At 56.7% G+C, this 24138-nt stretch carries 17 protein-coding genes and 2 pseudogenes; 6 read left to right on the plus strand and 13 right to left on the minus strand.

From position 1 onward, the window contains the following. Positions 1-27 precede the first annotated feature (27 nt). The gene (locus ASU33_RS17135) at positions 28-1077 is read right to left on the minus strand and encodes a quinone-dependent dihydroorotate dehydrogenase (RefSeq protein WP_059072773.1); all 1050 of its coding nucleotides are present in this window, start codon (positions 1075-1077) and stop codon (positions 28-30) included. A 78-nt stretch (positions 1078-1155) separates the two neighbouring features. After that, a pseudogene (locus ASU33_RS17140) lies at positions 1156-1713 on the minus strand (magnesium chelatase subunit ChlI family protein); the annotation flags it as partial. A 137-nt stretch (positions 1714-1850) separates the two neighbouring features. Here ASU33_RS17140 and ASU33_RS17145 point away from each other — a divergent pair. The 3 genes from ASU33_RS17145 (at position 1851) to ASU33_RS17155 (ending at position 4774) form a co-directional block, all read left to right on the plus strand. Beyond that, positions 1851-3014, plus strand: a complete 1164-nt coding sequence (locus ASU33_RS17145; RefSeq protein ID WP_059072049.1) for a site-specific integrase — start codon at positions 1851-1853, stop codon at positions 3012-3014. A 5-nt stretch (positions 3015-3019) separates the two neighbouring features. Then, positions 3020-3706 (plus strand): hypothetical protein, encoded by a 687-nt coding sequence (locus tag ASU33_RS17150; protein ID WP_059072050.1) that lies wholly within the window; start codon positions 3020-3022, stop codon positions 3704-3706. Positions 3707-3970: 264 nt separating this feature from the next. After that, a complete protein-coding gene (locus tag ASU33_RS17155; protein WP_149867281.1) occupies positions 3971-4774 on the plus strand; it encodes a hypothetical protein in 804 nt (267 codons plus the stop codon). Positions 4775-5286: 512 nt separating this feature from the next. On the opposite strand, the gene ASU33_RS21515 is transcribed toward ASU33_RS17155, so the two are convergent. Both ASU33_RS21515 and ASU33_RS17160 read right to left on the minus strand, forming a co-directional pair. Beyond that, entirely contained in the window at positions 5287-5448 is a 162-nt protein-coding gene (locus ASU33_RS21515; RefSeq protein WP_160328229.1) for a hypothetical protein, read from the minus strand. A gap of 205 nt (positions 5449-5653) precedes the next feature. Further along, on the minus strand, positions 5654-5878 hold the full coding sequence (locus ASU33_RS17160; protein WP_059072052.1) for a helix-turn-helix domain-containing protein: 225 nt from the start codon (positions 5876-5878) through the stop codon (positions 5654-5656). A 257-nt stretch (positions 5879-6135) separates the two neighbouring features. Between ASU33_RS17160 and ASU33_RS17165 the strand changes: the two genes are divergently transcribed. Further along, the gene (locus ASU33_RS17165) at positions 6136-6960 is read left to right on the plus strand and encodes an energy transducer TonB (protein WP_160328230.1); all 825 of its coding nucleotides are present in this window, start codon (positions 6136-6138) and stop codon (positions 6958-6960) included. Between the two features lie 783 nt (positions 6961-7743). On the opposite strand, the gene ASU33_RS17170 is transcribed toward ASU33_RS17165, so the two are convergent. The 5 genes from ASU33_RS17170 to ASU33_RS17185 all read right to left on the minus strand — a co-directional run bounded on the left by ASU33_RS17170 (position 7744) and on the right by ASU33_RS17185 (position 10775). After that, complete coding sequence (locus ASU33_RS17170; RefSeq protein WP_078063219.1) at positions 7744-8793, minus strand: ImmA/IrrE family metallo-endopeptidase; 1050 nt, start codon at positions 8791-8793, stop codon at positions 7744-7746. After that, complete coding sequence (locus tag ASU33_RS17175; protein WP_059072055.1) at positions 8763-9125, minus strand: hypothetical protein; 363 nt, start codon at positions 9123-9125, stop codon at positions 8763-8765. Before ASU33_RS17175 ends, ASU33_RS17170 begins: the two co-directional genes overlap by 31 nt. Continuing rightward, a complete protein-coding gene (locus tag ASU33_RS21955; protein WP_078063221.1) occupies positions 9067-9297 on the minus strand; it encodes a colicin E3/pyocin S6 family cytotoxin in 231 nt (76 codons plus the stop codon). The genes ASU33_RS17175 and ASU33_RS21955 overlap by 59 nt, the downstream gene beginning before the upstream one ends. Before the next feature lie 63 nt (positions 9298-9360). Continuing rightward, positions 9361-9963, minus strand: coding sequence for a recombinase family protein (locus ASU33_RS17180; RefSeq protein ID WP_059072056.1), 603 nt, complete (start codon positions 9961-9963; stop codon positions 9361-9363). Beyond that, positions 9960-10775, minus strand: a complete 816-nt coding sequence (locus ASU33_RS17185) for a hypothetical protein (RefSeq protein WP_059072057.1) — start codon at positions 10773-10775, stop codon at positions 9960-9962. The genes ASU33_RS17180 and ASU33_RS17185 overlap by 4 nt, the downstream gene beginning before the upstream one ends. A gap of 448 nt (positions 10776-11223) precedes the next feature. On the opposite strand from ASU33_RS17185, the pseudogene ASU33_RS21960 reads away from it, so the two are divergent. Beyond that, positions 11224-11400 (plus strand): annotated as a pseudogene (locus ASU33_RS21960) (hypothetical protein); the annotation flags it as partial. Positions 11401-11541: 141 nt separating this feature from the next. Continuing rightward, positions 11542-11703, plus strand: a complete 162-nt coding sequence (locus ASU33_RS21525; protein ID WP_160328232.1) for a hypothetical protein — start codon at positions 11542-11544, stop codon at positions 11701-11703. A gap of 331 nt (positions 11704-12034) precedes the next feature. Here the strand turns inward: ASU33_RS21525 and ASU33_RS17190 are convergent, their stop codons facing one another. The 4 genes from ASU33_RS17190 to ASU33_RS17205 all read right to left on the minus strand — a co-directional run bounded on the left by ASU33_RS17190 (position 12035) and on the right by ASU33_RS17205 (position 23660). Beyond that, complete coding sequence (locus ASU33_RS17190) at positions 12035-12838, minus strand: hypothetical protein (RefSeq protein ID WP_059072058.1); 804 nt, start codon at positions 12836-12838, stop codon at positions 12035-12037. Positions 12839-13053: 215 nt separating this feature from the next. Beyond that, positions 13054-13314 (minus strand): hypothetical protein, encoded by a 261-nt coding sequence (locus ASU33_RS17195; RefSeq protein WP_059072059.1) that lies wholly within the window; start codon positions 13312-13314, stop codon positions 13054-13056. Then, complete coding sequence (locus ASU33_RS17200; protein WP_059072060.1) at positions 13311-19763, minus strand: DUF6443 domain-containing protein; 6453 nt, start codon at positions 19761-19763, stop codon at positions 13311-13313. The genes ASU33_RS17195 and ASU33_RS17200 overlap by 4 nt, the downstream gene beginning before the upstream one ends. A gap of 24 nt (positions 19764-19787) precedes the next feature. Further along, positions 19788-23660: an RHS repeat domain-containing protein gene (locus ASU33_RS17205; protein ID WP_149867282.1), complete on the minus strand. Its 3873-nt coding sequence runs from the start codon at positions 23658-23660 to the stop codon at positions 19788-19790. Positions 23661-24138 lie beyond the last annotated feature (478 nt).

Raw genomic sequence — 24138 nt, forward strand, 5'->3', positions numbered from 1 at the left:
CTAAAATAGCACCTAAGCGAATTCCGTTCAACCCCGTTCTACGCGCATGTGCCGCGCTAGTTGGCGGCACATGCGTTCTACCACCGCCGGCCCTTCGTAGATGAAGCCAGTGTAAAGCTGCACCAAGGAGGCGCCGGCGTCCAGCTTTTCCTGCGCGTCGTCGGGGCTAAAGACGCCGCCCACCCCGATGAGAGGCAAGGTGCCGCCCGAGCGTTGGTGTAAGTACCGGATGACCTCGGTGCTGCGCGCCCGCACTGGAGCACCGCTCAATCCGCCCGCGCCCATGTGCTCTACTTCGCTGGCAGGTGTGCGCAGGCCATTGCGCGCAACAGTGGTGTTGGTGGCCACCACGCCGTTCAGGCCCGCTTCCCGAACAATGACAAGGATATCATCCAATTGCTCATTCGTCAGGTCGGGCGCAATTTTGAGCAACAGGGGCCGCGCCGTGCGTTGGGCGTGGTTGGCGCGCTGTACTTCGCGCAGCAGTGCCAGCAGCGGCTCACGCTCCTGCAACTGCCGAAGCCCCGGCGTGTTCGGCGACGACACGTTCACCACGAAGTAGTCGACGGTGTCGTGCAGGGCTTGCACGCAGGCCACGTAGTCGGCCGCAGCTTCTTCGTTGGGCGTGTCTTTGTTTTTGCCGATGTTGCCGCCGATAATTACGTCGGTGCGGCGCTTGCGCAGGCGTTCGGCCGCCGCCGCGGCCCCGGCATTGTTGAAGCCCATGCGGTTAATGAGAGCCTTGTCGGTAGGCAGCCGGAACAACCTAGGGGTGGGGTTGCCGGGCTGCGGCCGAGGTGTTACGGTGCCCACCTCCACGTGTCCGAAACCTAGGGCCGCCAGCTCGTCAACCAACACCGCATTTTTGTCGAAGCCGGCTGCCAGCCCAATGGGGTTCTTAAACTTCAGCCCAAACACCTCGCGCTCCAAGTTGGGATGCTCGTAGCCGAACTGATTCCGAAGCAGGGCATGCGCAAAGGGCAGTTTGCCCGCTGCACCTAGGGCCTCGAACGTGAAGTGGTGCGCCTGCTCGGGGCTGAGGCGGAAAAGCAGGGGGCGCAGGAGGTGCTGATACAACATGGGTGCAAATAGAAAGTGGCAGCTGCCGGCGAAGGGAGCCGACAACTGCCAGCTCACTACTGACAGCAAATAAAATCAGCCGGCCCAACCTTCGCGGTCGAGCGAGCGGTATTGAATGGCTTCGGCCAAGTGTTCGATGCGGATTTCGTCGGAGTCGGCCAAGTCGGCGATGGTACGCGAAACTTTCAGGATGCGGTCGTAGGCGCGGGCCGACAAACCTAGGCGCTCCATGGCCGTTTTCAGCAACGTACGCCCGGCTTGGTTTATCTGGCAAATGTCCTTCACCATTTGCGACGGCATCATGGCGTTGGAGTGGATATCCGGGAAGTCCTTGAAGCGCTCGGCCTGCACTTGGCGCGCTTTATCCACGCGCTCCTGAATGCTAGCGCTGCTTTCAGCTCGGCGCGTTTCCGTCATTTGGTCGAAGGTAACGGGCGTTACCTCCACGTGCAGGTCGATGCGGTCGAGCAGCGGGCCCGATACCTTGTTGAGGTAGCGCTGCACCACGCCCGGGCCGCACACGCACTCCTTGTCGGGGTGGTTGTAGTAGCCGCACGGGCAGCGGTTAGCAAAAGCCACATTGCAGGGCAATGAAGCGCTTTTTCTTCTGCAATCAATTGACAGCCTGTTTTTTGGCTTTGCAGAGATTGTCATTGCTTTTCATCGTTTTGCAGGCTTTTGCATGTTTTTGTACAGGCTTTTGTAACGCGTAACAGTGAACTAGCTTCGTTCAGTAACAAGGCGTAACAAGTCACAAAAACCTTACTGATATGGGCGTAAAGATACGCTACCGCAAGCTCCGCGACGGCTCCGAACAAATCTTCTTCGACGTTTACCACAAGGGAAGAAGGGAGTATCCAACCTTTAAAGAGCCGCAACTAATTTTAAGACCGGGTACTGACGAGGCCACTAAAAAGGCCAACGCGGTAATGGAAGCCCAAGCTCACATTCTTTTAAAACGTTTGGAGCTTCAATTGCTGGAAGGTACTTACGAATGGCAGCAGCAATCAGCAGTAGAAAGCAGGGGCAGCGAAGCTCCGCAAAGCTTTTTGGCTTACTTCCGCGATGAGGCTGAGCGTCGTAAAACACAGCGCGGCTGCAAGTCAAACACGTACGCCTGCTTCAAGCACTTTGAGCGTTTTGTAAATGCCAACTATGGCTCGGACGTAGCGTTTGCGCAATTTACCTCCCAACTAGTGGAAAAGTTTAAATGCTACTTAGAGCAACTAGTCGCCTACAATAAGGACTGGAACAGCAAGCGCATTCACGGCAAGCGGGGTATCAACAACAACTGCGCTCTGATTTACTTGAAGAGACTGAAGATGGTGTCTGCAATGGCCCATAAAGCAGGCATCATTACTTCTGACCCTGCTTCAACCGTCAAAAACTTCAATTACGTTGCACCTGAACGCCACTACCTGCTACCCGATGAAGTGAAAGCCCTGGTAAAGGATTGGGAAGCTAATCAGAGCGACGACCTGATGAAGCGGGCTTTCCTGTTCTGCTGCGCAACGGGGCTTCGATGGGCCGACCTGACAAGTTTGACTTGGAAGGACGTGCAGGGCAATAAACTGGATACTTCGATTGCGAAAAGCGGCGGCAAAAAGCGCCTGTCTTTCGAGTTAAGCGACTTCGCTGTCCGCATGATGGGGGAAATAGGTGCCTCCACTTACCGCATTTTCCCATTGCAGTACTCTCTGTACTTGAACACGAAGCTCGAACGGTGGGTGCTATCCAACGGCATCAATAAGAAAATATCCTGGCATTGTGGACGGCACACTTTTGCTACCGCTTTGCTCTTTCAAAGCGAAGACATTTCGCTAGTTCAAAAAGCACTAGCTCACAGTAGATTGGAAACAACCCAGATTTACGCCAAAATTCTGGACACGAAGCTCAACAAGGCTACTTCTTCCATCGGTAACTTATTTGAATAACACCTATGGGTACGTCAGTAAAAGAGTTTGAAAGCTTATTGCTGCAGATGGGATTAGATGATGTTAATGATCCCTGCGACACGCTTGATGTTGCTTTACGTGGCATGTCATTGACAAGCCGTGTTGAGTGCTTAACGTACCTCCTCACTGAATACGAAGAGGGAAGAATTGACAAAGAGGGGGGGATTTGGCACCAACGATATGACTATGAACCTTCTTTTTATAATCATAATACCTTTCAAGAGGATAACAATAGCAGAGGAGTTATCGATAGGACAATGAGTAGGCTGGTTCTAATGTTGAAAAGCTACGTCCCTTATAGGTTAGAAAATGCCAAGAAGCAGCTCAGTAACCTGGGAAAGAGTGACGCAGCAGAACAAAAAGACGACGTATCAGAAGCAGAGCAAAAGCCGCTTTCCCCAGTAGAGCTCTTAACCAGCAAGGATGCAGCCGCTCTACTGAAGAAGAGCTTATCATGGCTGCAGAAACAAGTCAAAGGTCATGAGCTTCTTAGGCCTTATAAGTATCCCGGCAGCAACATTAACCTGTATCCGAAAATGAACTTGGTCAAGTATATGAACTTAGCTTCGCCGGAACAAAAAAAGACTACAAGCAGCATCGAAGTTGGTGAGGCAAACAAGGCTGACCCACTTGTGCCATTGAGATACTACAGGAGGAAAAGAACAGGATGAAACCTGGTGATTGAAATTGCGAATAGAGGCTCAATTTAGTTGATAAGCCTGAAGTGCTTGATTTGCACAAATTTCATATGCGTCGAATTAGGCTAGCTATTCCTGATTTTCTATAACTTTGCTATAACGAGTTCTTGCAACCTAGTACTATTACTTGGGGTGCTCTCGCCGACCGTACAGACATAAAGACCGGGAACGCTCGACGCTGGTGCGTTGCGACGACTCTCTGCGGCTTCTCTTCTGCGGCGGCCCTCTCCTTTGACGGTGCTGAAAATCCCGGTGTTAGCCTATCAAGCTGCCAACCGGGATGAAGGAAAGTTGTTGCCCAAAGGTCAGCTCTTGCGAGCGTTGCTGTTCTACTATCGGCTCAAGTCCTTAACTATCGAAGGCGCTTTCGGTGGAAAGCGATGGGTTGCGTTTATTCAGCAACGTACCGGCATTGCTATCAAAACCATCTACAAAGGATTTTTGCTACTAGCCAAGGCCGGCCTGGCTCGCCGCGAGCCAGGCCGGCTAAATTTGGTCAGCTACGATGCCCTGTTTCGCCTACTCGGCATTTCCGTGCGAGGCAAAGGTGGCGCGAAGCTGCTACGCATTCCTGTCACCGGTAACCTGCTTAACCAGTGGCAAGTTGCCGAGATCCGCGAGGCGCTCACGCGCCAACGGCACGCTTTGGAGACTAATCATGCAAACTTTGAACTGAACCGGAGGGATACCGATAAAAACCCTGGGAAAGCAGCCCGCAGGGCGGCTATGCGCGGCTACAACCGCTTAGCCAAACTGAAGGCACAGCTGACCTCTATTCCTCGCCTAGGAAAATTCAAGGTTAACTACGATTTGACCCTGAGCTGTGCGGCCGTAGCCGATTTGTTTGGGTACGTCAGTGCTGCAACAGGGCACGAGATAGAACAGCGCCTGCAACAAGCCGGCAAGTTGAAAGCTCAACGCCGTTTTGTAAAAATCGCGATGGTACCCGAGAACAAGCCGCATTACCGGCTGCCAAAATCCTTTTACATCACCCGGGGCTGCTTAATTAAGCAGATTCCCAACTTACTAACTGTGTTGTAAAATGGATTTATTGGCTGTTTTCTCTATTGCTGAATCTACTTTACCCTGGGTAGAAAACGGGCCTGTGTGGCGGACGTATGGCAGGCAAGCGAAGCGATGCCTCACATGGCAAGTTCTAAGAACAAGATAAGCCATAGGAAAGTGACCAGATGGTAGCAGTGCATTGCTATTAATAGCATGTCGGCCTCGCGCTCGTAGGCATTGAAGGTGAACACACCAAGAAGCCAAAGCTGGTTAAATAATTTAAGTGGCACCAGCAGTTCCAGATCCACTTTTAGTGCTGCTTGCGCTACCAGCTTGCAGTTAAATTATTTAACCGCCTATCCGTACCTCCGCGCACCATAGCAACGTTTACCGGCTCCTTGGGCACTGCACACAAAGTGCGGAGCTGCCCCTGTACCGGTTCTAAATTTTACATCAATTGGTTCTTCTGGTTTCCGTTACCAGCCTGTGAACGAATGCTTCACGCGCTGACACATGTAGTGCTAGCCAATGGTTACTACCAAAAACGGCTAGTCTTGCTTGCCTAACCCCAGCAGTTCGCAGTAAAAGGTTTCGCCGTAGAGGGCAATGAGCTCCGCTTCGGTGGCAAAATAGCTCTTCGGCTCGGGCAGGTGCAGGTTGATTAGATCCCGATCGAGTTCTTGTTCAGTGATATTGCCGACTTCTTCCATAGCGTTTGGTTAAATAATTTAACACCGTCTGCGCGGCGTCTCTCCCGCGTCGGTAGCCGTACCGCAGCCGAACAGCAAGAGAGGGGAAGATACGCATTGTTCAGGTGGGTTCCTAGCTCCAGCTGGTGCTAAAAACCCGCTTAACCCACCAGAAAGCAAGAATTTCGGCAGGTGCTCGCCCGGTCCCGGCTATCGGCAGGTCACGTTAGAGCGGGGAAAAGTTCACCAGCTCGGGCAAGGGCATTTCCAACCCTTCCGCCAAGCACACCAAAACGTCCAGGGTGGGGGAGACCTGACCGGTCTCGATGCGATAGACCGTTTTCTTGGTGATGTTGGCCACGTCCGCTAGCGCTTGTTGACTCCAGCCCTTGCGCTCGCGCAACGCGCGAAGATGCTTGCCAAACGCTTGTACACTGGCCGGTTGCTTCACCGGCGCAAGCTCCGGCAGCTATAAAATCCGTTTGTGGACATATGTGTCTACAAACCGTAAAAAAGTTTAGGTTTGTGCGGTCCAAGAACTGGGCAACTACGCATACTTAGTGCGCCAAAATGCTTTACCGTCGAATCCTGTGGCTGGTGGTGTTATGTAGCCTCGTTGGCCAAGTACTGGCTCAGTCTGCACAGCCCAAGACAGGAGTAGCTGGCCGTGGCTACCAATACTTAATCAGCACGAACCGGCCAACTCCAGTGCGTTATACTCGTACGCTGCGCCAAACTGGGGGTCGATACATCACCGTATACCGGATTTTGCATCCTCGTAGCGGTGCCCCAGCGCTTCTTATTACTGCCACGCACAACCCTATCGATAAAACCATTCGCGTGGAGATTGAAGCGGCCGGCGGGGGGCTATTCACCCATATTAATACAGAAACTTTGGAATACGACGAGCCGCCACGTGGGGCGTTCGGATTTCGAGGAGCTGTGGGCGCACTTGGCGGACGAGCTATGCCCGACCAATTGGCGGTGCAGTTCCTCTCGGCCCAACACGAGCACATCAAGGTGCTGAGCGTGCTGGGCTTGCACGAAGACGACCACGAGTTTTGGGTGTTGGAGCCCGCTAGCCGGGTCATCGGCCAAGCGCGAGGACGAACGAACCCAGTTATGGAACGCCCGTCGACTGCGGGCTATCAGTCGCCCCCCAGCACCAAACTATCGCCTGCGCCTCATCGCGCCGAAGTGGATGAACCGACACCTGCAGCTGAGTACCTGGAATCAGATCCAAGCTATCCCGGCGGCAGTGATGGGCTCAGGGCTTTTCTGCGGGCAAACATTCGTTACCCCGACCCCGCCCGCCGGGCGGAGGTATCTGGTAAGGTCTTCGTGCTGTTGACCATCGATACAGTGGGCCGCGTGGCTGAGGCCCGGGTGAGCAAAGGCTTGCACCCTGCCTGCGACGCCGAGGCGCTACGGGTGACGAGCTTGCTTGAACCGTTTTCTCCGGGGCGGCTGCGTGGCAAACCGGTGGTCGCGCCGTATACGCTCGTGGTACCGTTTGTTCCGCTAGGCGATTAGCCGCTGCTCTACCGCAACCTGGCTCCTATATACGCGGCACCAGGCAATTTTTCCACTCCAAGTCATAAGCCTGCATGGGCGCTCGGCTGGGGCTATGGTACTCCTATCCCGTATGGTTGGAAGCTACCCAACGGAGGCGAAAGTAACAGTGCACGGAATCTAAGCTTGCACTGCTGCGGCTACGGTCACCGGTAAATAATGACTAATTGAAATGCCTAGCATCCAGTTGGAACAAGCAAAAGAAGCTTCTCTGGGCAAAAAACGCCTTATCAACCTATGGTTTACCTCTTCAGCACCTACTTGCGTATCCATGCAGTGCCCCCGTTTAAGGAGACATTGCTCATATACAATTTTCAATAAGATCTCATCACCCTGCAAGAGACACATTATCATTCAGGGTTCCCGAAATAGCTGAGGAGCAATGCTTCACTTGGGTGATATGAATTTGTTCGAAAGAAGCTGTCCCAGGAGTTTTGGTAGCCAGCGCCTCGGGTGCATACCAAACTACTGAGATGCTTAGCGAGACAGTTAAATAATTTAACGCGTAACGGTGTTTGGTGCTCTGCGCTACTGTATCCTGACAGCAAACTGGACTAGTTGCTTACCGTAGCACAGCTGGGAGATGATTATTCAGAAACGCATTTGCAATTCGCCACAGTTGCCCATAATGTCCCAATTGGCTTCCCCCATCGGGAATAAAGATTTTAACGAAAAACCTCTTCTATATATAAAAAGAGGCCCTTTTGCAAAATCAGTGGCAAATTTAGTGGCAACAACAGACACTCATTTGCTTCGCCTTTTACGCTTCTCAGGCTTTCGCACCAACTCGATTGCTCGCTTCTGAACGTACACTTTAAAGTCTGGGTGAGCAATAAAATTTGCTAGTTCATCTCGGTTATGAAAGCGTTGAAAGCTTATAGCAATTAGGCTTTCAACGCTATATTTCGTGGTCTTAGCCCGCTTAAGCTCACCATTTGCAGCAGCAATTATACCGTTTACTGATAATCGGAAATCTATTTCCCCAGGTGGTGGGTTGATATCCATAATGATATTCTCCAGTACCTCCCGCCAATTTCTGTTATCATCAGGAGCTACTTCTATGATAGAGGGCAGTATCCACCAATGGAAAGTTGTTCCACCTAAGCGCCAAGAGAATTTTGCCTTACAATAAGGGAAGTAGCAATTAGGTATAAACTCTTCAAGGAACATCTCGCCTTTGGTTAAAGCGTAAGCATGAGTTCCTATTGTACGCCCACTATACTGAACCATTGAATCTTCAGCACAATAGACTATGTGCGGGGGTAAAAATGACTCTAGTCTATAGGCTGCGGCTTGAGGCGAAACACCGCAGTGCAGTGTCACAACTTCATGTAACCTAGCTAAATCGGGCAGCTCGTTTATTTGCTCAAGGACCCAATCCCTAGGCATCAAAAGCTCTGCTGCAAAGCGATTCGCCTCGTTCTCAATACCCCAGTAAGCTTGAGATGCCTCGTAAATGGACTCTGGTATAACAAAGCTATTTGCGTTATCAGCTATAAGGGTTCCTATATGCCAAGGAATAATAATATGGCCCAATTCATGAGCCATTGTAAAATTCTGCCGAGTAGCTGGTTTATTTCTATTTACAACTACTGTTGGAGTTTTTCCTGGCACTTTAATATGCAATGAAACACCATCAACATTGGGTATATCATCGAATAAAACAGTAGCATACTTTTCTAACAATGCTCGCATGTCAAAAGGCGGTTTCAATCCATGCCTCTTCAGAATTTTGCGAGCCAACTTTATTTCAGGAGCATCATCTAATCCATTAGATGCTTTTGCTTCAGCCATTCTTGTAGCTCCAATGCTTTATCGATACTTCCGGATCGAGCTGCCATGGACATAAAAGTACGCGAGAGTATCTCGCCTACTGGTTTATCCTCCTTATGAGCAGTCACGAGGAAAGGCAGAATTTCTGGTTTTTCTACCCATAGAAGGTATTCCCTCTCGGTCAAACCAAGATATTCATGAAGAGGCTCTTCACTATCGCTATCGTGCCATTGATCGATGAAGTCATCGATTTCATCGAGAAAGGCGTCGCCGTTAAGACAGCTTTGCACGAAGTTATACATCGATGGTTCTTCCTTTAACTGGACCTTTGATTGCGTTTCCTTGAGGATCAAGTACGGCTATGTGCTTTCCTCGTTTGTTAAAAACCTCTATTTCTCCGTGCAGTGAATCCCATGTGTAAATTCTATCTCCGGACTCAGAGCGCCAACGCTTTTGTCCAGATATGGCTCCACAAGAAATACATTTATCAAGAAAAGAGGGCTTGGGTATTGGTTTTCCTGCCAAGTGACTAGCCTACATGCAATAGTAACACAAAAACTTTCTAATAAATTTAGAAATTGCCCAAAGTTATTGCTTTTCCGCGCTTCCGCTAATAGCAATAACGTACTTTCCTACAGCTGACTTGCTGATGTTCAGCTCAGCGGCAATAGCACGTACTGACCTTCCGCTAGCACGAAGTTCCTTGATCTTATCCTGCGTGGCCACCGGCACGGCCGCACGCCCGAGCACCACACCTTCCTTCTTCTTCCGCGCCAGCGCCGCCTTGGTGTTCTCCGAAATCTTGATCAGGTCCTGCGCCGCGATGGTGGCCAGCATCGAGACGATGACGTCGCCCCATGGCCCGAGGCTGTTCAGGTACGGCTCCGTGTAGGACTTGAAGTCTACGCCGTGCTCCTTCAGCTCCTTCAGGTACTTGAGCGTGGGCAGGGCGCCTTCGCGGCTGAAGCGGTCCAGGCGCCAGAACACCACCAGGTCGAAGCGCTTCTGGTAGGCCTCGAGCAGGAAGGCCTGGAAGTTGGCCCGCGAAGCCTTGCCGCCGCTGGCCTCGTCGGTGAACACCTTATATAGAGTGCCGTGCTGCTCGGCAAAATCGCGCAGCAGTAGAAGCTGGTTCTCCGGATCCTGACCCTTGTCCTTGGTCGACACACGGGCGTAGATAGCTACTCTCATTTTGTGGAATCCTTACCAAGAAATTGATGAGCCTGTGCTATGGCTTTTCTTGCCTCGTCCATTCTCTGTTCCCGTGCCTTTTTCTCAATATGCTCTTCTAAAATGATCTCTATACCGACCTTTATTGCATCAAAATGGTGTAGGCATTCTTGTTCCGACAATTCATGAATGCCTTTGCTCAGAATGCTATACATAACCCTGCTTTCAACAAGAAAGCCTGGTAAGTACGCTTCCAGAAGCAAGATCTTGTCATTCATCTTGGCTTTCATATATACCTCCTCATCCCAGTTCTGGCTTTTCAGTGCTTCCTGATGGGCCTCTTCTATCAAGCGCTCAAATATTCTGCGTAGATAAACGAACGAGCCTATACCGACGCCGTGGGCCTTTAAACCAATGGCTTTACTGAATTCAGTAGCATGCTCTTTACTTAATGCGCGCTGATAGCGCTTTACTGCAGATTGCTCATAAGTTGCCATTGAGGGGTATTGGCCCACCTTCATAAACTCACGTGCTGCTGCGTCATAGATGTAGTAAAAACGAACGACATCGGCGTATCGCTTACATGTCAGATCAACATGGAAGTAGCCTCCTTCATCTACAAGGCTATCCACAAAGCCATGGTCATTATTGCCCCTGCAGGTATAAGTAGTGATTAAGCTTCGGTAAGGATTGTACCCGTCTACAGCAGTTTCAGAAAATGAGCTTCCGCAGGTGAGTAGTAGGAGGAACACTTCGGAGTTAGCGTCAGTCACCTGAACCTTGGTGTAGATTGGAAGTTTGAATAAAAAATCTTCAAATGTTGCGTACTGCATGACTTTCGACAAAGAATTACAACGGTGCACTAAGCTATTAAAACCCGTCCGTTAAACGGTCGTTTTACGGACAAAGCACTAAGGCCCAAATAGAGCCATCGGAGGCATTTCCATTGGGGTGTTCCAAGAGGCCTTTTACGGACACCTATTTGTGGGCCTAAGAAGGTTAGAGTCTTGCGGGTAAGATCCCGATCCGGCACCCACTAATCTGCAGGGCTGTTAATGCTTACCCTAGCTGTATTGCCTGGGCGTTCTAGCAAGATCACTGTACTATTTCATTGTTCTTACCCCCTCTAGCAAGATAAAACAGCTATTTCTATCGCTGCTTCATATACTACCCTTTGCAGTCGTTGCGCTGCTCCCCTAGGTCCGGCCGCGAGTTTGCTCGTCAACAGGGCGCAGACCGGCGCGAGGGCCGTACGCAACCGAGCGGGTAAACCCGAATCCGGATGCGGTGCTGTCGGTGGAGTCATTGGCAGAGTTTCGTTCCTGTTACCGCCAATGGCTGGCTCACCTGGAAGCGCACCACAAGCAAGCCTCGCTCATCCATGTTTTTTCCGCCGTGCCAACGTCGGTTGCGCTGGCGCTCGGCGCAGACCTCATGCTAGACGCCCAGCCGGAATAACAGGTCTACGACCGCATGCCATGCGAGTTTGCGTCCACTCTATCAATCAATAAACGCAAGTAATACCTCGCTATTTTTCAACACAGCTGTTATGGTTTTTTCACCCGCAGCAATCTGAACCAAACTAAGTAACGCTACGCCTTGACCGCCAAGGAGGAAGGCGATAACCCCAACGTGACTAGCTTGTCCGACAACGCCATGCTGGACCGGCAACAAGGATACAAGATGCTGGGATTCATCAACGGCCTTGCTCGCGCCTCCAACTGGATAGGCAAAGCACCGGGCAGAAAACGAAGCGCTTAATCCGCGAAAGCCTGCCCTGCGACATCCGGAGCCGCTATAAGTATGGCAATGGTTAGTCGATAATTGGGCCAAGTATCAATAGAACCGTTTGTCAGAGTTTGATAGGGGCGCGGCAGGACTGCTGCGCCCCTTATCTTTTCTGTTTGCATCCCAAGACATCGGTCCGGGTGCTGCGGCGTCCTAGTTTCCTGCCGATGCCGCTCGGCCGTGGGGGCTGCGCCCGTGCGCGTCTGCCGGTGCGCCAACAGCTCGATAGCTTAGACCAGCTCCTGGCCTATCGGGCCCAACTCTACCAGCGGATAGCGCACCTGGATTGTCTCGTCTTGCGCCTTCAACTCCTGCTGAACCGGACGAGGCCGGTTTTGGCCTGCTTCAGCTGCTTACTCTCGTTGGCCACATATGCCACCACATAGCCCGCCTGCTTGGCTATAATCTCCGCCGTGAGCGGGGTAACCGCCTGCTCCACCAGGTTGGAGTCGGCGCAGAACACGAGCAGGCGCACGTACGCGCGCGGCACCGCCGGGTCCGGGTGCGTTAATGGCTCGGCCAAGGCTAGGCCTAGGCTGAGCAAGGGCAGCACGCGCGGCCGCCTGCTCCCTCCCTCCCCGGTCACCGCCGGGGCCGGCTGCTGCTGCACGAGCGCGTTGACGAAGCCGGCCAGCACGAAGTTCCAGTTATGCTGCACGGGTTGGTCGTAGAGCAACTGGGCCGTGATGCGCACCCGGTCGCCCTTGGCCACGCTTACCTGCTTGAGCGCAGCGACCGGGGCCGGGTCCGCGGTGCCGGCCGTCAGCCGGGCCACCCCGTCGCCGCGGAAACTAAACTGCAGCGGCACTTGGTGGCGCACGGGCGGTGAAACCGAGACGGAGTCAAACAGATGCTTTTCCCGCTCGTAGCCGTCAGGATCTGTGGCAAAGTCAAATCCGGCTTCGTAGCGCCGCGTCTCGCCGCGCTTGACGGCGGCGCGCAAATTGCCCAGGTGGTCCTTCAGCGTGTACTCGTGCACGTAGCGGGCGGGCAGCACCTGCCCCGCCGCGTCGCGCTGCACGAAGCGCAGCACCCGCCCGTCGGCGTGCGAAAGCCAGCGCAGCGAGTCGCCTTCGTACTGCCACGCGCCCAGGTAGTCGGTTTGCACCGGGTCCTTGACCTTAGCGTAGGCCAGCTTGGCGACTTTCTGGCCGGCGGCCGTGTAGCGGAACTGCAGCGAGTCGCCCGAGGTCCAAACGATGCTCTGCGGCAGGCGCAGGTAGTTGTAGCGGATGCGCGCGATGCCCTTGTTGCGGTCGCTGGTCAGCGAGCCCGCCGCGTCATATCTGTAGTCCGGGTTTTTATCTCGTTTTTGATCAGAATTTATTCGAAAGCAGCATCTGTTATTAGGTCAATCAAACGCTCAAGTTCATATCCAATTTGGTTGATAGAAGAATTGTTCTCTATTCCTCGGGACATTAGTTCATCAGTTAACATATCGACAATATTAAGAAAATCATTTTGGGTGCCTTCAAGCAGTAACTGTTTACCTGCAGGAATTACCGTAAGATTGACTCTGTTTTCTAAGTCAATCCAACGATTTAAAGATTTAAAATCTTCTTTAGAAATTAATATCTGTCTCATCTAACTGCTCTAGGGTTGTAAGAAGCTCCAGTTTCTTGTATCGCGCGCCTTTGAGCGCGACCACCCCCAGTCTTTCTACCTTCTTGATAAAGTTGAGGGCCTCTTGATTTGCCCATTGCTGTGACGACTTTTCCATCTGAATTTAGAACCACTTTAGCTCTGTTGCCATTATATTTTGTTGTACCATTCGCTTGTTGAACCACGGACTTTGGTGTTGTTACAGCTTCCTTAATTGAAGCAGCGTTTACTCCTCTGCCACCGTTTCTCCCTACAGACTGATTCAAACCATGTCTAGTGTAACCAGTAATTGGGCCTACTGGTTGCCTTGATCGTGAGCTTCCTCCGGCAGTTGAAGGTGGTAGTGCAGCCCCGCCTCTTGCTGTAGAACTCGCCGCGTTCCTATTCATGCTATACTCTGCTAAGCCTGCACCAACTAAAACAGCTACGTGCAGAACGGCCTCTCCTTTAGTTTTAACCTCATATCCAGCCTGAGCAGAGTAGCCATTACTCATATGTTCATTTAATGGCGAATCCCACCACGTCGCCACAGCGTTAACCGCGCCAGTGACTTTAGTTGACAAGTTTTCGAACACTTGTCCTATCATGGCTCCAGCAGCTGAAGTAGCACTTTCAGATTGACCGGAAGCTTGAGCTTCTTGGTCATCCCCACAACAGCCAGGCAATCTGCCGTCGAGGTCGTTATAGCGCACGGCGTTATTGTACCCGAACTGGTAGGTACCCCAGCTCTCTTGATCGGCCTCCTCGGCATCCGGGTCTACCACCACCCAACGACCGAGCTGCGGGTCGAAGAAACGCCAGCCGTGGTCGTTCCACTTAAGGCCGAACTCGTCCTGGCGCTCCTTGTCGTTCCAGGTGTACTTGTTCTCCAGTGAAGGGACGTGGTTCAGCCCGGCCAGTTCCAGGCCGTAGGGGTCGTACTGGGTCTCCTGCACCTGCAGCCCCTGCCGGTGCTCGATCTGCACGTCGTCGAAGTACACGTCCGTGTCGCTTTCGTTGGCCACGTACACCTGCACGTAGCCGTCCTGCTTGATCAGCACCGAGTCCTGCAGCTCCTCGTAGCGGCGCTCGGGGTGGGTGCCGTTGATGTGGGCCACGCGCGAGAGGCGGCGCAGCTTGGTGGCCACCAGGTTCGAGTCGCGGTCGAAGACGAGCAGGCGCAGGTAGGCCGTCGGCACCCCATCGGGCAGTTGTTGCAAAGCCTGCACCGTGGCCAGGCCCACCGTGAGCAGGGGCAGCACGCGCTGGCGCGGCACCCCGTCCGTGCCGGGCTGTGGAGCCGGCTGCTGCAGCAGGGAAGCCACGAAGCCGGCTAGCGAGTAGGCCCAGTTGGGGTGCTCCACCGGCTGCCAGTACGCCCCGTAGGCCAGCGCGTCCACCACGTCGCCCTTGCGCACGGCCAGCTGCTTGAGCGGGCCGATGGGCTGCCCGGCGGCCGCGTTGGTGCGCGCCGCGCCCGCGCCCGTGCGGGCGAACTGCCCGTGCGTGTTGACGCGGATGGGCTCCGAGACGGAGGCCGGGTCGAACTCCCGGCGCTCGCGGATCCGCTCATCTTCCGCCGGCTCGAGGAAAGCGCGGTATTGGCGGGTCTCGCCGCGCTTGACGGCGGCGCGCAAATTGCCCAAGTGGTCTTTCAGGGTGTACTCGTGCACGTAGCGCGTCTGCAGCTGGTTCGCCGCGTCGCGCTGCACGAAGCGCAGCACCCGGCCCTCGCCGTGCGAAAGCCAGCGCAGCGAGTCGCCTTCGTACTGCCACGCGCCCAGGTAGTCGGTTTGCACCACGGGCTTGTCTTTGGCATAGGCCAGCTTGGCCACTTTCTGGCCGGCGGCCGTGTAGCGAAACTGCAGCGAGTCGCCCGAGGTCCAGGCGATGCTCTGCGGCAGGCGCAGGTGGTTGTAGCGGATGCGCGCGATGCCCTTGTTGCGGTCGCTAACGAGCGAGCCCGCTGCGTCGTAGCCGTAGTCGGGGTTCACCGCGCCCTGGCTGGCGTAGTCCGGCTGCGCGGCGCCGTTGGTGGGGCCGTCGGCAAAGTCCGGCCGCGCGGGCTGCTTGGCGCCGAAGCTGCTGGCGGCCGGGGCCAAGTCGTCCACCCGCAGCAGGCGGTTGCTCGCGACCTCGGCGCTGCCGCCGGCCGGTTGGTAGCGGTAGCGCAGGTTGTCGGTTTCGGCGTACTGCGCCGGGCTGGTGCGCGAGGCCGCTTGCACGAGGCCGCGGCGGCGCAAGGTCAGCAGGTTGCCGTTGGCGTCGTAGCTGGCGCCCCAGAAGCGGTAGTTGGAGCGCTCGGCGCCCCACCCCGCGCCGGCCGCGGCGCCGGTGCGGGCCAGGAAGTCGCCCTGCAGCAGGCGGCTCAGCTGGTCGTAGCGGTAGCCGTAGGCCCTTTGCACGTTGTCGTGGTAGCCGCGCCAGGTCTGGCCGGCGATGTTGCCGTTGAACTGCGGCGCTTGAAAACCGCAGTCGTAGTGCAACGAGAGGGCGAACACGTCCCCGGTGCCGTCGAGCGGCGCGTCGGGGTTGTTAAGCTGGGTCAGCCAGCCGCGGATGTTGTAGCGGTAGTCGAGCGTTTGCAGGCCGTTGCCCAGGTCCTTGCGCTCGAGCTGGCCGAGTTCGTTGTAGCGGTGCGCCGCCAGGGTGACGGCCGGTTGGTCGTCCACCTGCTGCGTGGTCTCGAGCAGGCGGCCGGCGTGATCGTAGCGGTGCGACTCGCGTACGGCCAGCTCGGCGTGGTTGGGCCCTTGGTGGGTGGCGTAGCTGCCGAGCGCTTGGCCGGCGAAGTCGTAGCGGGTGGTCACGACGTCCTGCCCGCCGCGGGTGTTGGTGCTCTGCACCTGGACGGGGCGGGCCTTGTCATCGAAGAAGGTGGTGGTGGTCAGCCACGCGCCCGGTTCGGTCTCGGCCACGCCCAGCACCCGCACCAGTGAGCGGGTAACCATCCCTGTGACCCGCGCGTCGGCCTGGGGCACTTCGCCGCCGAGCTGCGCCGCGGTCGGCGCCGCGTACTGCGCGTCGGCCTGCCCGTCGCGGTTGAAGTCGTAGTGGTCGTAGTACGCCACCGTCAGCAGCTGATCGGTGGCTTTCAGCCGCGGGAACGCGGCGTTGCTGTAGTACGCCCGGGTGAGCGTCGCGGTGCCGCTGGGCTCCTCGTTTAGGCGGGTGGCCGAAGCCGCTTGGTCCTGCAGGGCCGTATGCACCTGCTGCGGGGTGCCGCTCAGCTCCGGAAAGCGCGTCAGCGCCGCGTAGACCACGCGGCCGAGCGCGTCGTACTTCGTGGCCGTCCACTCGCCGCGGGTGCGCTGGGCCACGTCCTGCGTGAGCACCGGCCGGTCCAGCGCGTCGTACACCGTGTACTGGTAGCCGTCCTGGTCGGGCACCTTTTTCTCCACCAGGCGGCCCTGCGCGTCGTAGTGGTAGCGGAAGAGCAGGCGCTCCACGCCCGCCCCGGTCAGCTGCCAGTGGTTTTGGCGGATGAGCTGCACCGCCTTGGGGGGCAGCACCGCCCGCAGGCGTCCGAAATCGTCGTAGACGTAGTAGGTTTTCAGCCACTGCGTCGGACCCTGGGTGAGCGTGCCGTTCAGGCCCACCTGCTTGAGCACTAGCTGGCCTTCTTTATCGGTAAACTCCTGCGTGTACTGCCCCTGCTCGTCGCGGGTTTGCTTGACCCACAGCTCGCCCGGCGCGTACGCACCGGCGTAGGCAAGGTCTTCGCGTTCCGCTGCGTAGCCCGGCTCCCAGCGCTGCACCGAGTCCGTGGCCGTGTTAATCCGCTCCTCCAGCAGCACCGCGCGGCCGGCGGTGAGTTGCCTGCTTTCGCCCGGCGCCGCCTGCGCGGTCACCCGGTTCAGGGGCGAGGCTTCGAAAAGCGATTCGGCGTACGCCACGCCCGTCTTGGGCAGCGTGGCCGTCAACTGTTGCGTCATGGGATCGGCGCTGACCGGCTGCCCGGTCCGGGTATCCACGCCCGCTCCCCGGTAAAAGAGAAATTGCTCCCGCAACGCGTTGGGGTGGTAGCCCGCCGCGTCCGCCGCGGCGGGGCTGGCCGTGTAGGGCAGGTACTGCTTGGGCTGCCGGCCCAAGCCGTCGTACGCGACGGGCTGCACGAGGTCGCGGCCTTCGGGCGATTCGTGCCGCAGCACGGTTTGCACCGGGCGGCCCAAGCCGTCCAGGTACTCGGTCTTCACCCGCACCTGGGCCTGCGTCTGCTGCTGGGAGGCCGCCCGCAAGGCTTCCGGGTCCGTGAACGCAGCCCGGGCGGTGTAGGTGCGCACGTAGTTGAGGGAAGCGCCGGCGTCGCTGCCGGGCGCGGGTGCTTGATCCGTTGCCGGATCGAGGGCCGGGCAGTTGTCCGCCTTCGGCTCGTTGTAGGCCAGCGGCTGGTAGGGCAGCTGCGTCAGGTAGATGGTGCGGCTGTAGAGCGTCACCCCGGGTACCGCGTCGTTGGTGAGTTCTACGCGGTACTCGCCTTCGAGCGACTCCGTCATGGGCCCCCGGCGCAGGGGCAAGTCCCGTTCGCCGGCCAGGTTCACCCAGCCTTGTCCGACCCGGCGTTGCCACTGGTAGCGGGTGTGTTCCCCGCCGGGCTGGCGCGTAGGCTGCAGCGTGGCGTACTGGCCGTGCACGGCTTCAAGCGTGTCAGCCGGCTCGGGCACGCGTTGCCCGGAACCCCAATGTTGGTAGACACCGGGCGTGTTCTGGTTCGGCTCAAACGAGCCGAAATCGATGTAGTTGCCCGACACTTGCAGGTCGAACTGCACCCCGTCAATGAGCCGATGGTAATCCGGAAAACCGGTGATTTCGTTGTGGTTGATGCTCAGCTGGGAGAAGGCCAGCGTCGCCGGGACCTCCCCGCTCAAGCGGTTGTTGTCCAGGATGAGGAACGTCGCGTTCAACCCGTCCGGGATGGCGCCGGTCAGCCGGTTGGTGTGCAGGCTGAGGCGGTAGGGTTTGTTGAGTTGGGCCCAGGCCGCGGGGATGCTGCCGGTCAGTTGGTTGCCGCTTAGTTCCAACACGTGGAGACCGCCCAACGCCGACCACGAAGCCGGCAGCGTACCGGTGAATCGGTTGCGGCTTAGATCCAGCTCCTGCAGCTTCTGCAAGCGCGCGAGCGAATCGGGCAAGGGCCCGAAGAAGGCGTTGCGGCCCGCGGTCAAGCGCAGCAGGTTGGTGAGCCGACCCAACTCCTGGGGCAGGGGGCCCGTAAGTTGGTTGTTGTGCAGGTGCAGCTCGTACAGGCGGCGCAGGTTGCCCCAGGCTTTGGGAACGGCGCCCGTAAAGGCGTTGTCCTGCAGGTGCAGCTGCGCCAGCCCCGCCGCGTGCGCTAGCGAGTCCGGGAGGTAGCCGGAAAGCTGATTGCCGTGTAGGATTAGCGCCCGGAGTTTTGTGCAGCGGCCCAGCTCCACAGGAAGCGAACCCGTTAGCTGGTTGTAATTGGCGGCCAGTTCCTCCAGTTGGTACAATTGGCCGACGCTAGGTGGAACGGAACCCGACAAGCGGTTGAACTCGAAATGAGCCGTGCGCAGCTGGCGGCAATTGCCGAGCTCGGTGGGTATCGGCCCGGTGAGTTGGTTGACGTAGACGCTGAGGTGTTCGAGGGCGGTGAGCTGCCCGAGCTCGCGCGGCAGGCGGCCGATGATTTCGCTTTGCGCCAGGTGCAGCACCCGCAGGCGCCGCATGCTTCCCCAGGCCGCGGGGATGGAGTCTTGAAATTTGTTCTGCCACAGGTGCAGGATCTCCAACGAATCCAATTGGCCCAAGCTAGCGGGTAACGGACCCACGAGCGGGTTGACCCCCAGATCCAAATTGCGGAGGCGACGCAGGCGCGATACCGAGTCCGGAATGTTCCCGCTCAGCACGTTGGCGTTCAAGCTCAGGTATTGTAGGTTGTGCAGCCGGGTAAGCGCCACGGGAATGTGCCCGGAAAGCTGGTTGTTGTAGCAGTTTAGATACTGCAACTGCCGCAACTGGCCCAGCGCGGCCGGCAGGGTCCCGCTCAACGCGTTTTGCTGCAACGACAAGCTCTTCAGCCGGCTGAGCTTGCCCAGTTCGGCCGGGATTGCCCCCGTCAGCCCGTTCCAGTTCTGCCAGAGCGCCAGCTCCTGCAAGCCCTGCAGCTCCCCCAAGCAAGCCGGGATGGAGCCCCGCAGGTTGTTGGCGTACATGTTCAGGGACGTAACATCCCCGTTGGCTACCCGCACCCCGCGCCAGTTGGCGACATCGGCGAGGGTCGTGCCGTTAAGCCAGTTGTCCTTTCGCGTCCACCCAGCACCACCGGTAGCGTAGTAGAACTGCCGCAGAACCCGTAGTTCCGTGGTGTCGGCTACTATGCCTTGCCCGGCGGGTTGCGCCCACAGCGAGGTGTTAAAGGAAACCGTCCACAGGACAAGGAATACGAATAGGGCCGCCGCACGGCGTGGCCTTTGGCGTCCCAGTAGGGTCATAGCAGATAGTATTAAGGGCATGATCTAGTGTTGCGCGTAGCGATATTCGTTTTCAGAAAGAATGCGGCCCTGCTCGTCGCGGGCGCGCACGAGTCGGCCTATCGCGTCAAACTCGTAGGTAGTGGTGCGGTGGCTGGCGTCTGTTTGCGAGGTCACCCCCACGAGCGGATCGTGCGTGTACGTAGTCACCAGCGCCCCTGCGGGGTACAGCCGCACGTCGTCCAATACCAAGGGGGTGTGACCATGGAACGAGACCGTGGCGCCAGCAGGAAGGACTACGGTCCAGCTAACGAGGCGCCATGAACCTATTTGACGCAGCTCCCTACCCGCTGCTACGGGCTGCTCGTTAACCCGTACCTGCGGTTCCCCGCCTTGCACCCACGCGCTAACCGTATAGGAGCCGTTGCGGCCCCCGCGCGCGGTGAGTGCGTCGCCTGGCACTAGTCGGTAAGCCCACTTGCCCGTGCGGCCCCCGGCAATACGCTGGCCGAGCGCAAATGACCAACCACCCGTGGCCACTGGCTCAAAACTGGTACAGGCAATGTCTTCGCGGGCAGCGGCTACCGCTTTAGCAATGACGAGGCGATCGTGGTACCCGTACAAAAAGCTTGTTGGGACGGCTCCTGGTGCGCTTACCTGCGTCGGATTACCCCGGCGGTCCGCGCGGCTAATGCTCTGGCGCTGGCGGTACGCGGGATCGTAGCGAAGGGAATCAGGCCCGGCGGAGCTGAAGCCTCGCCATTGCACCCGGCGTTGCAGATCGTGCTGGCGAGCGTTCAGGACCTGACGTTGCGGCAGCAGGCGGTACTCGGATAGCTGGCGCCCCAACTCCCATTCTTGCCCGCTAGCGTAGATTTTGGACTGGATGGTTTCAACGACCGGCGTGGTAATATGCGCTTGCTGCATGTGGCGCAACGCGGCCAAGCTTGGGTGTGAAGCGGCGCCTACGGCGTAGTTGTGGGCGAAGGTGCGGCGGGTCACCAGCGTATCTCCGCCGCCGGTGGCGCGCCGCTCTTCTTTTACTTGTAAGTTGTGGTCGTCGTAGGCTAAGCGTTGGGCGGTGGTATAGGGCACCCCGTTTTGCCACAGGGTCTCGCTGGTGCGGACCAGGTAAGCGGAAGCTGAATGGTAGTAGTAGGGAATGATCTCGTAGATCGGATTGGTGTTGCAGTTGCAGGCAGCGGACTGATCACCGGGTTTTTTCTCGTATACCCTAAACCCCGGAATGGCTGCTTCGTTGGCTGCCCGCGGCGTGCCGCGCCGTACGAGGTTCAGCTCGGTGTAATTTTCTTGGTAGACGTACGTCTTGGTGCGTACCCGCTGGTAAGCGGCATCCACAAACTTGTAATCCGTTTCGCGCAGCAGCCGTCCCCGCAACCACTCGAAGCTGGTTGGCGGCGGAAAGGGGTAGCTATTACTGTAGCGGGTGATGTCCAGGGAGCTGCTGTAGTCGAACCGCCGCATGGAACGATCGGGGCCGGTTTGATCGCCCTCTGTTACATGCACCTGCCCGTACGACACGGTGCTGCCTGCCGTGGTGCCAACTTCGCTTGCGCTGCTTTGCAGGTAGGCGTAGTAAATGCAGGCATTTTGCGAGCTTGAGGAGCCCAGCGAGGAAGTGGACAGCTGCCGCAGCTCCGTCTGAAAGTTTGGCCGGCTCAGCAGGTACCCGGTGGAATGGCCGAGCGAGTCCACGTATCCGTAGGTAGTACGTTGGGCGGGCCCGTACGGCGTTTGCCCATCGGTAACGATTTGCTTGATGCGGCAGCCGCCCACGTATTCTCCGCTGTGGAGAGGAGGCGGAACTTTATATTCTTCTAGGGTGATCGAACTGGAATAGCTTAGGAATTGACCGGATTGCATCCCGTCGTACGGGGCCATGGCCCGTGCTGTCACGACGTACGTGCCGGGTTGCAGTGAGATGATTTCTGGTGCATGACCGTTTCCGGTTCCTCCACTGGAATTGGCGGAATAGATGAGAAAGCCGTCGTGTGATCGTAAGTCAACGGAACCGTTACCCCCGGTGAACGTGGTACCTCCCGATCCAGGCAGGGGGTCGTGGTTGCCGGTAGGTACGCCCGTTCCCGGCGAGGTTCCGCCACTGCTGTAAGCCTCCGGAAACCGGTAGGTCATTCGAACGCTTTTGGTTTCGGTGAGCGTGAAGGTTTCGGAATGACGGGCTTCTGGGTTGTTGTTGTTCGCGTCGGCCGAAGCCCCGGCCAAAAGCTCCCACTGCCCCGGTCGCAATTGCACGTTGTTGACTTGGTGGGCTTCAAACGTAAAGGTGGACGTGCCCCCGGTAGGGTAACGGATGCGGCGCAGCATGCCTACCGTTTGGGCCACAGGGTCTGCGCTACGGTTGGCCCCGGTGTTGTTTGGCAGCGGCACGAGGGTGGCATTCTCCGTGTGTCCGTTGTAGTAGCCCCACGCGTCTTGTGCATAGGAATGAATGGGTGGAAATGGCACCCGGTCCGGCGCGTTGTACGCGAAGTGGTACGCTGGCGTGCCCTGCTGCCGAACTGAATCCAGACGTAAACGGCTAAGCTTGCTAATGGCCAAGCGCTCTTCCATGGAGGCCGACGGCGGTGGGGCACCCGCGCCGGGGGTTAAAAAGTAACTATGGAACAAGGTAAACCGTTGCTTTTCCACACCGGCGTACCGCACCACCACCTCCCGCAGGGCTGCCCCGTCTACCAAGTCCCAACGCCCGGGCTCGTACGAGAACGTCACGGTTTCCCGGCCGTGGGTAACACTGGCGAGAGCGTAGGTGAAGTGGTTTGTTGTCGAGTAGCAGTTGTTGCTGTTTGTAATCGGCGCACATTGGAAAAGGCCGCTGTTGCTCTCGGAGTAGGCAAGCTCATGCACGGTCAGGTCCACTGGGTTGGTGTAGGTTGCCGTGGACGGCACGTACGTAAAGGTGACGGTGTCCTGGTACGCCGTGATGATGCGCGTCAGAAAGTAGCCCGTTTTGCCAGAGAGGTTCCGGCGCCCGCGCAGCCCGCCCTGGCAGTACTGTCCCTGGGTTGTGGTGGTCGACTCAGTAAACTGGGCTTGGCTGATCGGATCAAACCCGAACGTAAACTGGTTGCCGGCTTCATCGATTATAGAAAAGCCTTCTTCTTCAGGATTTGACCCGGTAAAGCGTTCAATACGCAAATTTTCGTAAGGTATAGGATGTGCCCTACCTAACGTGTCAAAAACAAACTTGCCGCTGCGCCCGGCGAAAGAGTACGTGTATACGTCCGGCTCGGTGTCAATTGTACCTAGGGACACGTTGCGGCAATACTCTATCAAGCTGTTGTCGTTAGGTTCCACTTCAAGCGGGTCGTAAAAGGGTAAAACCCGCAACCGGTTACGGCCCGTCGCGTAACCCTCCTGAAAGTCAGGCAAACCGCGAATAACCCGGCCGATTACCCCCGCTCCCGTGAGACTCCACCCCAAGCCCACGTCTGACGCGCGCATATCGACCTGCAAACCGGTGCTGTGGTAACCGAGGGCCAGAGGCACCGCTAGCCCGCGCAACTGAATGGTGTGTAATGGAACCGAGATGTTAGGCACCCCGGTGTGGTAACTCACCGGTACCGTGCCGAAACGACCGAGCGCAGCCACCTGCGGGGATGGTACGACCGGCTGGTGGTCTTGGAAGGATCGCCCGTTTTGGCCGGCTGCTGGGGTTTTCGGAACGATAATAAAACCCAGCAAGAAGCATCCCGGAACGAATAGACGACACAAGGGATGTAAGACGGAGGCGAGCAACTTTACAAGCCAGCGCGTCGCGAGATCTCTGGTAGAGCCTTTAGCGTGCCTAAGCGAACCATCAACTAAGCCATGTAATCCAGCGAATAGCAGTATTATCATATTATTTTGATTAAAATCAGTGCTTTCAGCGTTCATCACTAATAGTTTGAGCGCAGATGTTCAATTTCTATATGCTGTCACATTAGAACTTCGATGATGCAGTCACCCGCCGCCAAACGCAATTGCTTGGGCTGTAGCGAATCTGTAAGGACCTGCGCAGATCGCGAAATGACTGCATCCGCGCTGGATCAGCAGGATATTGATGCGAGCGGCAGTAGCTTGAGCTGGACCTGGATTAGGCGAATTGTCCTCTAAGTGGCGCTTTCATTTAGCAATGGTGATCCTGCCGACTTTACAATCGGATATTCGAGCATTGCAATAGAGAATGAAGGCAGTAGGGACAGGTATTGGCTGTAGGACTTAGCCAATGGTGTTGCAATATTAGTAGTTAAAACTTCTGCTTCAAATCAATCACAGCTGTCTAACTTGACTGTTTTACCTTGGCAGCGCCTGCGTTGTGAGTTATATCTAGGTTAATAGTTAGTTTTCTAATTGGAAAAAAGGTAGTACATGCCAC

It is taken from the genome of Solirubrum puertoriconensis, assembly GCF_001483135.1.
Taxonomy (GTDB): domain Bacteria; phylum Bacteroidota; class Bacteroidia; order Cytophagales; family Hymenobacteraceae; genus Solirubrum; species Solirubrum puertoriconensis.